This is a genomic window from Microbacterium sp. SGAir0570 (assembly GCF_005491085.2).
In the GTDB taxonomy this organism is placed as follows: domain Bacteria; phylum Actinomycetota; class Actinomycetes; order Actinomycetales; family Microbacteriaceae; genus Microbacterium; species Microbacterium arborescens.
In genome coordinates, this window is sequence record NZ_CP027929.1 from 1,657,021 (window position 1) to 1,669,831 (window position 12,811).

The 12,811-nt window shown below is 69.5% G+C and carries 16 protein-coding genes and 1 tRNA gene; 9 read left to right on the plus strand and 8 right to left on the minus strand.

Going from position 1 to position 12,811, the window contains the following annotated elements:
• Positions 1-37: 37 nt before the first annotated feature.
• Positions 38-781 (plus strand): hypothetical protein, encoded by a 744-nt coding sequence (locus tag C1N74_RS07905; protein WP_137750319.1) that lies wholly within the window; start codon positions 38-40, stop codon positions 779-781.
• Here the strand turns inward: C1N74_RS07905 and C1N74_RS07910 are convergent.
• Positions 755-827 (minus strand) — tRNA-Arg (locus C1N74_RS07910). The two genes, C1N74_RS07905 and C1N74_RS07910, sit on opposite strands and share 27 nt — an antisense overlap.
• 111 nt (positions 828-938) lie before the next feature.
• On the opposite strand from C1N74_RS07910, the gene C1N74_RS07915 reads away from it, so the two are divergent.
• A complete protein-coding gene (locus C1N74_RS07915; RefSeq protein WP_233494886.1) occupies positions 939-1,151 on the plus strand; it encodes a methyltransferase in 213 nt (70 codons plus the stop codon).
• Here the strand turns inward: C1N74_RS07915 and C1N74_RS07920 are convergent.
• Positions 1,132-1,785, minus strand: a complete 654-nt coding sequence (locus C1N74_RS07920) for a YitT family protein (protein WP_137750320.1) — start codon at positions 1,783-1,785, stop codon at positions 1,132-1,134. The two genes, C1N74_RS07915 and C1N74_RS07920, sit on opposite strands and share 20 nt — an antisense overlap.
• A gap of 61 nt (positions 1,786-1,846) precedes the next feature.
• On the opposite strand from C1N74_RS07920, the gene C1N74_RS07925 reads away from it, so the two are divergent.
• Positions 1,847-3,256, plus strand: a complete 1,410-nt coding sequence (locus C1N74_RS07925; RefSeq protein WP_137750321.1) for a PLP-dependent aminotransferase family protein — start codon at positions 1,847-1,849, stop codon at positions 3,254-3,256.
• Positions 3,257-3,285: 29 nt separating this feature from the next.
• Here the strand turns inward: C1N74_RS07925 and C1N74_RS07930 are convergent, their stop codons facing one another.
• Positions 3,286-3,546, minus strand: a complete 261-nt coding sequence (locus tag C1N74_RS07930) for a 5'-3' exonuclease (RefSeq protein ID WP_023950875.1) — start codon at positions 3,544-3,546, stop codon at positions 3,286-3,288.
• Between the two features lie 116 nt (positions 3,547-3,662).
• Between C1N74_RS07930 and msrA the strand changes: the two genes are divergently transcribed.
• The 5 genes from msrA to C1N74_RS07955 all read left to right on the plus strand — a co-directional run bounded on the left by msrA (position 3,663) and on the right by C1N74_RS07955 (position 7,621).
• The gene (msrA, locus tag C1N74_RS07935; RefSeq protein ID WP_137750322.1) at positions 3,663-4,190 is read left to right on the plus strand and encodes a peptide-methionine (S)-S-oxide reductase MsrA; all 528 of its coding nucleotides are present in this window, start codon (positions 3,663-3,665) and stop codon (positions 4,188-4,190) included.
• Between the two features lie 153 nt (positions 4,191-4,343).
• Positions 4,344-4,835: a single-stranded DNA-binding protein gene (ssb, locus tag C1N74_RS07940; protein ID WP_023950871.1), complete on the plus strand. Its 492-nt coding sequence runs from the start codon at positions 4,344-4,346 to the stop codon at positions 4,833-4,835.
• A 38-nt stretch (positions 4,836-4,873) separates the two neighbouring features.
• The gene (locus tag C1N74_RS16640; RefSeq protein ID WP_258318026.1) at positions 4,874-5,365 is read left to right on the plus strand and encodes a DUF6993 domain-containing protein; all 492 of its coding nucleotides are present in this window, start codon (positions 4,874-4,876) and stop codon (positions 5,363-5,365) included.
• 56 nt (positions 5,366-5,421) lie between these two features.
• Complete coding sequence (gene ettA / locus C1N74_RS07950) at positions 5,422-7,101, plus strand: energy-dependent translational throttle protein EttA (protein ID WP_137750323.1); 1,680 nt, start codon at positions 5,422-5,424, stop codon at positions 7,099-7,101.
• Complete coding sequence (locus C1N74_RS07955; protein WP_258038996.1) at positions 7,094-7,621, plus strand: thioesterase family protein; 528 nt, start codon at positions 7,094-7,096, stop codon at positions 7,619-7,621. The genes ettA and C1N74_RS07955 overlap by 8 nt, the downstream gene beginning before the upstream one ends.
• On the opposite strand, the gene C1N74_RS07960 is transcribed toward C1N74_RS07955, so the two are convergent.
• Positions 7,609-8,547 carry an acyl-CoA thioesterase II gene (locus tag C1N74_RS07960; protein ID WP_103840559.1) on the minus strand — a complete coding sequence of 313 codons (939 nt, stop codon included), beginning with the start codon at positions 8,545-8,547 and terminating at the stop codon, positions 7,609-7,611. The genes C1N74_RS07955 and C1N74_RS07960 overlap by 13 nt on opposite strands.
• A gap of 20 nt (positions 8,548-8,567) precedes the next feature.
• Here C1N74_RS07960 and C1N74_RS07965 point away from each other — a divergent pair, with 20 nt between their 5' ends.
• Positions 8,568-9,242 carry a hypothetical protein gene (locus C1N74_RS07965; RefSeq protein WP_023950860.1) on the plus strand — a complete coding sequence of 225 codons (675 nt, stop codon included), beginning with the start codon at positions 8,568-8,570 and terminating at the stop codon, positions 9,240-9,242.
• Between the two features lies 1 nt (position 9,243).
• Here C1N74_RS07965 and C1N74_RS07970 read toward each other — a convergent pair whose 3' ends face one another.
• The 4 genes from C1N74_RS07970 to C1N74_RS07985 are packed head-to-tail and all read right to left on the minus strand — an operon-like array spanning position 9,244 to position 12,805.
• Complete coding sequence (locus tag C1N74_RS07970; RefSeq protein WP_023950858.1) at positions 9,244-9,714, minus strand: globin; 471 nt, start codon at positions 9,712-9,714, stop codon at positions 9,244-9,246.
• Positions 9,711-10,832, minus strand: a complete 1,122-nt coding sequence (locus tag C1N74_RS07975; RefSeq protein ID WP_137750324.1) for a mechanosensitive ion channel family protein — start codon at positions 10,830-10,832, stop codon at positions 9,711-9,713. The genes C1N74_RS07970 and C1N74_RS07975 overlap by 4 nt, the downstream gene beginning before the upstream one ends.
• A gap of 46 nt (positions 10,833-10,878) precedes the next feature.
• Positions 10,879-11,553, minus strand: a complete 675-nt coding sequence (locus C1N74_RS07980; protein WP_023950854.1) for a response regulator transcription factor — start codon at positions 11,551-11,553, stop codon at positions 10,879-10,881.
• Positions 11,543-12,805, minus strand: a complete 1,263-nt coding sequence (locus C1N74_RS07985; protein WP_258318027.1) for a sensor histidine kinase — start codon at positions 12,803-12,805, stop codon at positions 11,543-11,545. Before C1N74_RS07985 ends, C1N74_RS07980 begins: the two co-directional genes overlap by 11 nt.
• Positions 12,806-12,811 lie beyond the last annotated feature (6 nt).

Sequence of the window (12,811 nt, forward strand, 5' to 3'; positions counted from 1 at the left end):
CCGTCCCCCCACCCTCCGAGCGAAGGAGCCGAGGAAGATGGATGTCGACACCACCACGATTCGTCGAAGCGATCCCGCCGACGAGGTCGGACGCGGTCCGCTGTCCCGAGGCGCCGCGTTCGTCTACCGGCAGATGGTTCTGGAGGCGCAACTCCTGATCGCTTCACTGCCCTCCGTCGTCGCGGTGATGCTGCTCGACCGGGATCCGTCGAACATCCCCCTCTTCGTGCTCGCCGTCCTGCCGCTGGCTCCCGCCTTCGTGGCGGGCGTGGCGGCGGCGATGGTGCCGCACACCGACCTGTCGCCCGGTCGGCACTTCCTCCGCGCCTACCGGCGTGACCTCGTACCGACCCTCCGGTGGGCGGTGCCGGCGACCGCGGCCCTCGCTGTGCTCGCCTTCAACCTCATCCATCTCGACGGGGTCGACGGCGGTGCGGCGCTTCGCCCGCTCTACAGCGTTCTCGGACTGCTCATCCTCGTCTGGGGTGGGCACATGGTCGTCCTGACGGCGGGATTCGATTTCCGCGCGCGCGATGCGATCCGCGTCGCCGTGGCGCAGCTCGCTTCCCAGTGGCGTTTCACGCTGGGTGTCCTGTCGCTGCTCATCGTGGCGGTGTTCCTCGCGATCGTGGTGAGCGAGGCCGCCGTGCTGCTCTTGCTGTGGGCGTTCGCCGGCCTGCTCGCGCTCATGGCGCGACCCGTGGTGGCCGACACCGAGCGCAGGTTCACACGCCGGTCCGCAACAGCATTCGAGCGCCCCCGACAGGATTCGAACCTGTGACCAACGGATTAGAAGGCCGCTGCTCTATCCACTGAGCTACGGAGGCAGATGCTTCTACGCTATCGCGCGCCGAGGTCCGTGTCGGTCCGGCCGCCGCACACCCCTGGCTCCGCGGCGCTCGGAAGCGTAGCCTGCGGGTGTCGGAAGGGGTTCGATGATGAACGCGCAGACACGATCGACAGCACTGTGGGTGGCGTACGGCGCCGGCGGAGTGGCGGGGATGATCCGCCACCGCGGCGATGAGTACATCGTGACGATGGCGGGTGCGGATGCCGAGCTCGGCACCTACCCCACGATGGAGATCGCCAAGAACGCATTGCACGCCCACATGCCGCCGGGAGCGGACTGGCCTACGTTCCGGGAGCACTGAGCCGGGCCGCCGCCGTCGCGTCGCTGGCGCGAGGGTCGGGTGCCGGACGCATCCGGGCACCTGCGCCTCGGTCGAACAGCGGCAGGCTCACATGCACGATCGGCCCGATGAGCACGGCGAACAGCACCGTGCCGAGACCGATCGTTCCTCCGAGCAGCCAGCCGGTCACGAGCACGGTCGCCTCGACAATCAGCCGGCCGGCCCAGATCGGCCAGCCCCAGCGTCGGTGGATGCCGGTCATGAGTCCGTCGCGGGGGCCCGGACCCAGCCGAGCCCCGATGTAGATCCCCGATGCGACGCCGACCAGGATGGTGCCGGCGATGAACATGACCAGCTGTGCCGGCCACGCATCGGGTGTGCTGATGAGCGGGAGGGCGAACTGCATGGCGGCGCCCACGACGAGGATGTTCGCGACGGTGCCGACACCCGGCTTCTGACGCAGCGGGATCCACAGGAGCAGCACCAGGAAACCGGTGATGCTCACGACCCAGCCGATCCCGATGCCGGTGTTCTTGCTCACTCCCTCGGCGAAGACCGTCCACGGGTCCAGGCCGATGCCGGCATCCACCATGACGGCGCACCCGACGCCGAACAGGATGAGGCCGACGACGAGTTGCGAGAAGCGGAGGGTCACTCGTCCATTGCATCCTGAGATTGGCCATAGCGAAAGAGGCCAATTCCCGTACTGTGGCCATATGCACTCGCGAATCTCCGCCAGGTCATTGGAAGCGGCGCTCGGAGGATGGCGCACCCGCGAACCGGCCTACGAAGCGCTCGCGGACGGCATCCGACTGCTGTGCCTCGACAACCGCATCGCTGCGCGCACGCTGCTGCCCGCCGAGCGCGCCCTGGCCCAGACGCTCGGGCTGAGTCGCACGACGGTGGCGAGCGCTTACGCGAGCCTGCGCGCGAGCGGTCACATCGAGAGCCTGCGGGGGTCGGGCAGCGTGACCACAGCCCAGCCGTCGCGCGGTGGCGGGACGGTGTTCGCCGAACCCGGGTCGATCGACCTGCAGCAGGCGAGCCCGAGTGCCTGGCCCGGCCTGGCCGGTGTCATGGCGGAGACGGCGTCGGATGCCGCGCGGCTCGTGTCGCGGACCGGATACGACACGCTGGGGTCGGGTCGCCTGCGCGACACGATCGCCGAGCGCTACACCGTGCGCGGCATCCCGACGTCGCGCGAGGAGATCCTCGTCACAGCGGGCGCGCAGAGCGCCATCCACCTCATCGCGGAGGTGCTCGTGGCTCGTGGGGATCGGGTGCTGGTCGAAACTCCGACCTACCCGCATGCGGCCGAGGCCCTGCGGGCAGCGGGAGCGCGGTTGGTGGCCGTGCCCGTCACGACGGAGCGCGGCTGGGACCTCGATCGTCTGGACGAAGCTGCGCGACGGACGCGACCGGCGCTGGCATACCTGATGCCGACCCTGCAGAACCCGACGGGTCGCTCCATGACGACCGCGGAGCAGGATGCGCTGCGGGACGTGGCTCAGCGGGGCTGCACGCTCGTCGTCGACGAGACGACCGCCGAGCTGTCGTTCCGCGCGCAGGCGCCCGTGGCGCTGCGCGGTGACGATGTCGTTCGTATCGGTTCGCTGGGCAAGACCGTCTGGGGTGGCCTGCGCGTCGGGTGGGTCCGCGCTCGGCCCGAGGTGATCCGACGGCTGCACGCGGCACGGCCGGCCCGTGACCTCGGAACGCCGGAGTTCGAGCAGGAAGTCGCGGCGCGATTGATCCCACGGATGACGGAGATCCTGCCCCAGCGCGCCGAACTGCTGTCGCAGGGTTACCGTGCAGCACGAGCTGCCCTGCGTGACCGGCTGCCTGACTGGGACGTCCCCGAGGTGTCCGGCGGCGTCGCCCTGTGGGTGGGTCTACCGGCGCCGCTCAGCGGGCCGTTGGTTCTGGGAGCCCGCGCGGCGGGGGTCTATCTCAGCGCCGGCCAGCGTTTCGCCGTCGACGGCGGACACGAGAACCGCTTGCGCGTGCCGTTCACCGCGTCGCCCGCCGATCTCGAGCGTGCCGTCGAGGTCCTGGCCTCGGTCTGGGACCACGTGGCGAGCGGAGCTCGCACGGCGGGCCCGGAGCCGGTGGATGCCCTGGTGTGAGCCCCGGTCATCAGGGGCGCCGGCGGCGGTCAGCGGGAAAGGCGAAGGGTGTCGGACGCCTCGCTCATTCGCCAGAACTCACCGATGGCTCGGAAAGCGCGAGACGGCGCGTGGAAGCGGAGGGCGCGGAACCGGTCTCCGGCAGGCGTCTGCACGCGCTCGACGAGACCGTGCACGTGGCCGTCGGCCGCGACGACGCGCCAGCGATCGGCACTGAGCGCGACGAGCCTGCTTCGCGGCTGCGCCCGGGCGGCCGGGGGCTGATCGATCTGCGCCTGCATCGACGACATGACTTCCTCCTCGAGATCGAGGCTAAGAAGGGGGTCCGACATCTGCGGGAACACGCGGGCGGTGGCAGTGGTTGGCTAGGGTGAGACCTCGCGCAAGCGGGAGAACGGAGCTTTCCATGACCACCACATTCATCCTCGCCGGCGGCTGCTTCTGGTGCCTCGATGCGGCGTATCGCGCGCTCGATGGTGTGTCAGAGGTCGTGTCGGGATACATCGGCGGGCACGTTGCGAACCCGAGCTACGAGGCGGTCTGCACGGGAACGACCGGTCATGCCGAGGCGGTGTCGGTGACGTTCGACCCCGACGTCATCCCGGCCGACATCATCCTCGATGCCTTCTTCACGATGCACGACCCGCGCCAGCTCAACCGCCAGGGCGCGGACGTCGGCACACAGTACCGTTCGGCGATGTTCCCGCTCGATGACGCTCAGCTCGAGCTGTTTACCGCCGCGCGCGACCGGGCCGACGAGATGTGGGGCGGTGGTGTCGTGACGACCACGGAGCGCGCCGACACGTTCTACCCCGCCGAGGAGTACCACCAGGACTTCTTCGCGAAGAACCCGGGGCAGGGATACTGCCTCGCGGTCGCCGTTCCGAAGGTGAACAAGGTGCGCGCTCGGTTCGCGGAGTACGCCCGCAGCTGACTCCTCCCCAGCGCCGCACGTGGGCGGTTCTGCACGGATGTGCGGAACCGCCCACGTCGTTTCAGGACCGGCGGCGAAGCTGGAAGCGCTTCGGCACTCGACGGGCACTCGGGTGCCGAAGCGTCCCCTTCCGTGCCTTGCTGAGGAGCACTCATGTCAGATCGCATCACCGTCATCGGCAACATCGCCACCGAGCCCGAGCAGCGCCGCACGGGGACCGGCATCCCGGTCACGAGCTTCCGCCTCGCGAGCAGCCAGCGCTATCGAGACGCGCAGTCCGGCGAGTGGGTCGACGGCACGACCAACTGGTACCGGATCAGCGTGTTCCGCGCGCTCGGCGAGAATGCGTTCGCATCCCTGCGCAAAGGGCAGCGCGTCATCGTCGACGGGCGGCTGCGGCTGAAGGAATGGGAGGCGGGCGAGAAACGGGGCATCGAGATCGAGATCGACGCCGACGCGATCGGTCCCGATCTCAAGTGGGGGACGGCGACGTTCCAGCGCAACCCGCGTGCGGATGCCGCCGGTGCCGAACCCGCGGTCGCGACCGCGAGCCTCCCGGCCGCGGTCGACCCCGTGACCGATGGGGGAGAGTGGGCTGTCGCGCCGGTAGCCGCCTCGGACACCGCCGGGTCGACGCCGTTCTGACGCGAGGGGCGACGGGCCCCGCCGTCTAGAATTCGGGCATGCGCCTGCTCCGTTCTCCGTCGGCTCGCTCTGTCGTGGGAACGGTCGGCGCCGTCGTCGTCGCGGCGTCCCTCACCGGATGCTCGATGCTCTTCCCGGAGGAGCCCCCCGTCGCACCCGCCGCGCCCACGGCTGAGCCGACGGCGACGGCGGGGCCAGCGCCCCTGTCGCCCGAGAGCACGGCAGCCGACAATCTGCCCCTGTTCACCCAGGTGATGAATCAGGTCGCGGAGTCCTCCGACAGCGTCGCGGGCCGCGCCTACATCGACGCGCTGGTGGCGGTGGGCTTCGACAAGTCCGTGATGCAGGTGACGGCCGACCGCACCTCCGTCGACGATCCCGTCGACAGCCTGCAGTTCTCGGTGCTCTGGGCGGGGGAGTGCCTCGTCGGGCAGGTCGGTCCCTCGACGCCCGCGCCCACCGCGATGGTCCTCCCCGAACTGCCGAGCGGCGGCTGCCTGATCGGGCAGACCCGCCCCATCGACTGGTGAATCGCGGCCTCCGAGCGGACGGACTCCTCGCCCTCCCGGACTAGACTCGAGGCGTTATGGCCGAATACATCTACTCCATGGTCCGCGCCCGCAAGGCCGTCGGCGAGAAGCTCATCCTCGACGACGTCACGATGGCATTCCTTCCCGGTGCCAAGATCGGAATGGTCGGCCCCAACGGCGCCGGTAAGTCGACGATCCTGAAGATCATGGCGGGCCTTGATCAGCCCTCCAACGGCGAGGCGAAGCTCACGCCGGGCTACTCGGTCGGCATCCTGATGCAGGAGCCGGAGCTCGACGACACCAAGACCGTGCTCGAGAACATCGAGGCCGGCGTCGCGATCAAGCCCAAGCTCGATCGCTTCAACGAGATCTCGGCGCTGATGGCCGATCCCGACGCGGACTTCGATTCGCTGTTGGCCGAGATGGGCACACTCCAGGAAGAGATCGACGCCGCGGACGGGTGGGACCTCGACTCCCAGCTGCATCAGGCGATGGAAGCGCTGCGAACCCCGCCGGCGGATGCCTCCGTCGCCCCCCTCTCGGGCGGTGAGCGCCGGCGTGTCGCGCTCGCGCGGCTGCTGCTGCAGAAGCCCGACCTGCTGCTCCTCGACGAGCCCACGAACCACCTCGATGCCGAGAGCGTCCTGTGGCTCGAGCAGCACCTCCAGGCCTACAAGGGCGCCGTGATCGCCATCACCCACGATCGGTACTTCCTCGACAACGTGGCCGAGTGGATCGCCGAGGTCGACCGCGGTCGCCTCATCGGCTACGAGGGCAACTATTCGACGTACCTCCAGAAGAAGGCCGAGCGCCTCGACATCCAGGGCAAGAAGGACGCCAAGCTCGCGAAGCGTCTGAAGGACGAGCTGGAGTGGGTGCGCAGCTCGGCGAAGGGCCGCCAGACCAAGTCGAAGGCACGTCTCGCGCGCTACGAGGAGATGGCCGCCGAGGCCGAGCGCACGCGCAAGCTCGACTTCGAGGAGATCCAGATCCCGGCCGGTCCGCGCCTGGGCAGCGTCGTCATCGACGCGAAGAAGCTCCACAAGGCGTTCGGCGACCGCGTGCTGATCGACGGACTGAGCTTCAACCTCCCGCCCAACGGCATCGTCGGGGTCATCGGTCCGAACGGCGTGGGCAAGACCACGCTCTTCAAGACGATCGTGGGTCTGGAGCCGCTCGACGGCGGAGAGCTGAAGATCGGCGAGACCGTCAAGATCAGCTACGTCGACCAGTCACGCGGCAACATCGACCCCGAGAAGACCCTGTGGGAGGTCGTCTCGGACGGTCTCGACATCATCACGGTGGGCAAGACCGAGATCCCCTCGCGTGCCTACGTGTCGAAGTTCGGGTTCAAGGGACCCGATCAGCAGAAGAAGGCCGGCGTGCTCTCGGGCGGTGAGCGCAACCGCCTGAACCTCGCGCTGACGCTCAAGGAGGGCGGCAACCTCCTGCTCCTCGACGAGCCGACCAACGACCTCGACGTCGAGACCCTCAGCTCGCTGGAGAACGCGCTGCTGGAGTTCCCCGGTTGCGCCGTCGTCATCACCCACGACCGGTGGTTCCTCGACCGCATCGCGACGCACATCCTCGCGTACGAGGGCACCGAGGAGACCCCTGCGCAGTGGTATTGGTTCGAGGGCAACTTCGAGGCGTACGAGGCCAACAAGGTCGAGCGGCTCGGCGCGGATGCCGCGAACCCCGCCAAGTCGACGTACCGCAAGCTCACACGTGACTGAGTTCACGTCGGAGACGGTGGCCTCGGTGGTGACGACCGCCGGGGCCACCCGCGTCCGGATCCCTATTCATCTTCGCTGGGGCGACCTCGACGCTCTCGGGCACGTCAACAACACCTCGATGCTCAAGCTCCTGGAGGAAGCGCGCCTGCGCGCGTTCTGGAAGCCCGAGATCGGGCTGCCCGGGCCGTCAACGGCGATCCTCGACGCGCTGAGCCTGTCGGCCGAGACGATGACGCTGATCGCCCGGCAGGAGATCGAGTACCTCGCACCGGTCCCGTACGGTCAGCGTCCGCTGGACGTGCAGCTGTGGATCGGGCGTATCGGCGGCTCGAGCATCGACGTCTGCTACGAGGTCTATAGTCCTCGAGGCGACGACGTGCAGACGTGCTACGCCCGCTCGACGGCCGTCGTGGTGATGGTCTCGACGGAGACCGGCCGACCCGTGCGGCTCACGGACGACATGCGCCGGGCCTGGACTCCGATCGTCGGGGAGCCCATCGCCTACGCTCACCGACGCTGATCGTCTTCCGCATCGCCAGGAGCGGGGACGCGCACCATGATCTCTTGCGCGACGCTCGCGATCAGGGTGCCCGCACGGTCGTAGATGCGTCCCCTCGAGAGGCCGCGGCCGGCCCGGGCGCTCGGCGACTCCTGGACGTAGAGGAGCCATTCGTCGACCCGCGCGAAACGGTGCCACCACATCGCGTGGTCGAGGCTGGCGACCTTGAGGCCCGGGGTGGCCCACGCCAGCCCGTGCGCTCGGAGCACTGGCTCCTGGATCGTCAGGTCGCTGAGGAACGCGAGCGCCGCCCGGTGCACCGCGGGATCGTCCGGCAGGGCGGACCGCGTGCGCGCCCACACCGCCTGGTTCGGTGTCCTGGCAGTGTCGGGCTCCAGGTAGATCGGCCTCGTGACGTGACGCAGCTCGATGGGACTGGCCGAGAAGATGCGCCGGCTCAGCGGATGCATCCCGCTCAGCTGTTCCTCCAGAGCGGGCAGGTCCTCGGGTTGCGGCATACCGTCGGGCATCGGCTCCGCGTGCTCGACGCCGGGATCCTCATCCTCGAATGAGGCGATCATCGAGAAGATCGGCATCCCGTTCTGGAACGCCTGGGTCCTCCGGGTCGAGAAGGATCGGCCGTCGTGGATCCGGTCGACGGAGAACGTGATGTTCCGTGACGAGTCGCCCGGACGGAGGAAATACCCGTGCATCGAGTGCGGTACCCGTTCAGCGGGCACGGTGCGCATCGCGGCCATCGTCGCCTGGGCGAGCACCTGTCCACCGAACACACGGCCCTGGGGCATCACCTGCGACCTGCCGGTGAAGATGTCCTCCGTCGTCCGCGCCTCGCTCGACGAGAGATCGAGCACCCTGAGCATCGCAGCGACGGGATCCGTCTCTTCTGCGGGGCTGTCGGACCGGGGCTCTGAGCTGTGTGCGGGCATCGCTCGGTAGTCTAGGACGGATGTCCGAGCGTCTCCTCTTCCCGCATCCCGAGGTCGCCCGCGACGTCCTGACCTTCGCCGGCCGCGCGGCCCGGCACGGCGACGGGATCGTGCGTCTGCAGGCACGTGGCGGTCTCCTGGCCCTCTCGTGCGCACCGCTGTCGCCGCGCTCGCTCACCGATCCGACGCCGTTCGTCTTGGCGCTGCGGACCGCCCGAGTCGATCCCGAGCTCGAGTGCGACCTCACCGTCGATGCCGCCGCTCTGGCTCCGGATGCCGACGACGGTCGTGCCGTCCGGCTCCCCGACAGCGGCGTCACGGCGGCATGGGCCGGGGTGTCGCCGCCCCGCGCCGGGTGGCGCGAGGCGGGAAGCCTCGACTCGGCCCGGGTCTCTCTGCGCGCCCAGTGGGGGATCGCCGCCGTCGCTCGCCAACTGCCGACGGGAGCCGGCGACGACGTCGTTCACCGCGTCCGGTCGTCGGTCTGGGGCGCCCCCGACGAGGACCTCGCCGGGCTGCCGCTCGGCGTGGCGTTCGCAGCGGTCGGGATGGGCTTCATCGCGGGCGCCGAGCAGCCGGTCGTCCGCCGGACCGATGTGTGGACGCGCGTGTCGTTCGCCCGCGGCCACGTGCTGACCCGGGGACCCGTCGCCATGGGACTCACCCCGGTGCGCGCGACCGGGCCGGCACGGTGAGTCAGCCCGGCCGGGACGTGTCCGTGGCTGGTGCCGGATTCAGATCGAACGTCGGCCGCCGTTCGGAGCCCTGCGGACCGATACCGGCGGGCTCGAACGTGTTCACCATCGCGTACGCGGCACGCTCGAGGTAATCCCACAGGGTGGCTTCGTGCAGCGGGGCGAGGGCGAGCTCGTCGAGGGCGGTGCGCATGTGGCGCAGCCAACGGTCGCGGGCGTCGGGATCGACGTGGAACGGGCGGTGACGCATACGCAGCCGCGGGTGACCCCGCTCCTCGCCGTAGGTGCTCGGACCGCCCCAGTACTGCTCGAGGAACATGGTGAGCCGGCGCGCTGCAGGAGCGAGGTCGGCCTCGGGGTACATCGGCCGCAGCACGTCGTCTGCGGCGACCTCCCGGTAGAAGACGTCGACGAGGCGGACGAAGGTGTCGTGCCCGCCGACCTCGTCGTAGAAGCTGACCGGGTCGTTCACGGAGTGTCCTTCCGATGGTCGGGTGAATTGCCGTCTTCGGCGTGGGAGTCGCGAGCGTCGGGCGACGCCGTCGCCGCAGTCGAGCCCTTGCGCTTCGGCCGCCACTGCGGACGCCCCTTCACCTGCGGCGGCGCCACGGGCTGCGGCTTCGTCCGCGGCGGGTTCGCGCCTCGGACGCTCTGGGCGCCCTCGAAACCCGTCAGGATGGTCGAGTTCAACTGAGGGATCTTCACGCCCAGTTCGTCCACCGCCTGCTTGAGTCGCACGCGCAAGGCTCGTGCGACGTCGTCCTTCGCATTGGGCCGGGTCTTGACGACGACACGGATGACGAGGGCGTCGCCGCTGATCGATTCGAGGCCCCAGAGCTCGGGCTTCTCGATGATGCGGCTGCGCCACTTGGGCTCTCGAGCGAGGTCCTTGGCGGCGTCGAGCACGGTCTTCTCCACCACCTCCACGTCGGCGTCCGTCGGCACGGCGAGGTCGATGATGACTCGTGACCAGCCCTGCGACATGTTGCCGATACGGGTGATCTCGCCGTTTCGGACGAACCACAGGGTGCCGTTGACGTCTCGGACGTGCGTGACGCGCACGCTGACGTATTCGACGATGCCGGTCGCGAGGCCGAGGTCGACGACGTCACCGATGCCGATCTGGTCCTCGGCGACGATGAACATGCCGTTGAGAACGTCCTTCACGATGTTCTGCGCTCCGAAACCGAGACCCGCGCCGACGGCGGCTGACAGGAGCGTGAACGAGCCGAGGATGCCGGGGCTGAGAACCCCGACCACCATGAGCAGCGCGACGATGACGATCGTCACGTTGACGATGTTGGTCAGGATCGACCCGAGCGTTCGAGTGCGTTGAACGATGCGCACCTGTGCCAGGGGCGACATGTCGATCGCTCTCGTGTCCTCTGCCTCGGCGCGTGTCTTCGCGCCGCGCACGATGCGGTCGACGATGCGCGCGATCAGACGACGCATCAGCCAGGACAGCGCGAACGCACCCAGGACGATCCCGGCGACCGCGACGATGTTCCATCCCGCCTCGCTGAGGAACTTCCAGAACTCTTCGACGGGGAACTCCCAGGCGAGCGGGACGGCAGCGGTCACGGTGGTCATCGATCCGATAGTAACGAGCCCAGCCATGACGTTCCCGAGAGGGCCGTCAGACGTCGACGCCGGGCTCGGCGAGCCCGTGCGCGATGAGCACGGCGTGCACGCGGTCCCGCGCGGGCAACTTCGTGAGGATGCGGCCGACGTGGGTCTTCACGGTCGATTCGCTCAGGAACAGCTCGGCGGCGATCTCGAGGTTCGTCAGCCCTCGGGCCATCGCTGCCAGGACGTCCGCCTCCCGCGCCGTGAGCACGGCAGGAGTGGTGGGTTCCGGAGCGGGGAGCCCGGTCGCGGTGACGAGCTCGATCATCCGCCGAGTGATCCGCGGCGCGAGGGTGGCCTCGCCTGCGGCGACTGCGCGGACCGCCGCCACCAGCTCGTCGCGGCGCGCATCCTTCAGAAGGAAGCCGCCGGCACCGGCGCGAAGCGCTCCGAACGCGTACTCGTCGAGGTCGAACGTCGTCAGGACGAGAACGGCGACGCGCGGGTGCTCAGCCCGGATCCGCGCGGTGGCCTCGATCCCGTCCACCCCGGGCATGCGGACGTCCATGAGTACGACATCGGGAGACGACGCGGCGACGACCGCGAGCGCGGCCGCTCCGTCTGCGGCCTCGCCGACGACTTCGATGCCCTCAGCCGATTCGAGCACCATCCGGAACCCGAGCCGGATGAGCTGCTGGTCGTCGACGATCAGCACGCGGATGGGCGAGCGATGATCAGCGGTCATGATTCTCCTGTCCGAGAGGGATGCGGGCGTGGACGCGCCAGCCGCGGCCGGTTCCTGGGCCGGCCGTCACCGTGCCGCCCGCCAGGACGACGCGCTCCCGCAGGCCGCGCAGGCCATACCCCGATGACGACGTCTGCGCGGGCGCGACGGGCTCGCCGTCGTCGACGATGTCGACCTCGACGGCATCCGGGCGGTATCCGACGCCGACGTCGATGCGTTCGGCGCCACGGGCGTGGCGCATTGCGTTGGTGACGCCTTCCTGGACGATCCGCGAGATCGCCAGCTGCACCGCGCTGCTGAGCTCCGGCCGGTCGCCTGAGACGGTCAGCCGGGCGTCGAACCCGGCTGCACGGGCCGAGTCGACCGTCTCGACGGTCGTATCCCGGGCCAACGGGGCGAGCGGAGCGGCATCGTCCTCGCGCAGGATGCCGAGGGTCGCGCGCATGTCGCGCAGCGCCTCGCGACCGGTCGAAGCGATCGCCGTGGCGCCGGGCCGCGCCCGGTCGATGTCGCTCGAGGCGGCCACGCCCTCGGCCAGGGCGACCATCACGGTGAGCGAATGCGCGACGATGTCGTGCAGCTCTCGGGCGATGCGGTCGCGCTCGGCCGCCGCTGCGAGGCGGGCTTGCTGATCGCGCTCGACGACGAGCTGGCGCGATCTGTCGATGAGGGCTGCGACATAGCGATGGCGGTTGCCGACGTTGGTTCCGATGAGCGACCCGATGAGGGCGGCCAGCCCCTCGCCGACCAGCGCATTCCACGCGATCATGGGGCCGATGACGCCGGTGAACGCGAGGGCGGCGACCGACGCGGCGAGGGCGCCGAGCGCGACGCTGACCCCGATCAGACAGGCTCGGGTGCTGCGATGGACGGCGAGGGTGTACGCCGCGACCCCGAGCATGGGCCCGCCGGTCGGAGCGGGCGCCAGGAGGTACGCGAAGGCGACGACGACCGCGCAGAGGAACACCAGGGTCGGAAAGCGCCTGCGCGCGAGCAGGGAAGCGCAGGCCAGAACGACGACCACCATCACGACCGGCCCCGTGAACGGCCACATGCGACCGACACCGACCGCGTCGTCGATATGGTCGGTGAAGCTCGTGGCCGGGACCAGGGAGAACGCGAGACACAGCAGCGCCGTGAGGATGTCGGCGAAGACGGGATGCCGTGCCCAGAACCTGCGAAGCACCCCCGGCGGACGCGGAAGCCGCAGCTCGTCGTCTGGAGACGACGGACTGCGGCTTCCGGGGGACACCCCTCG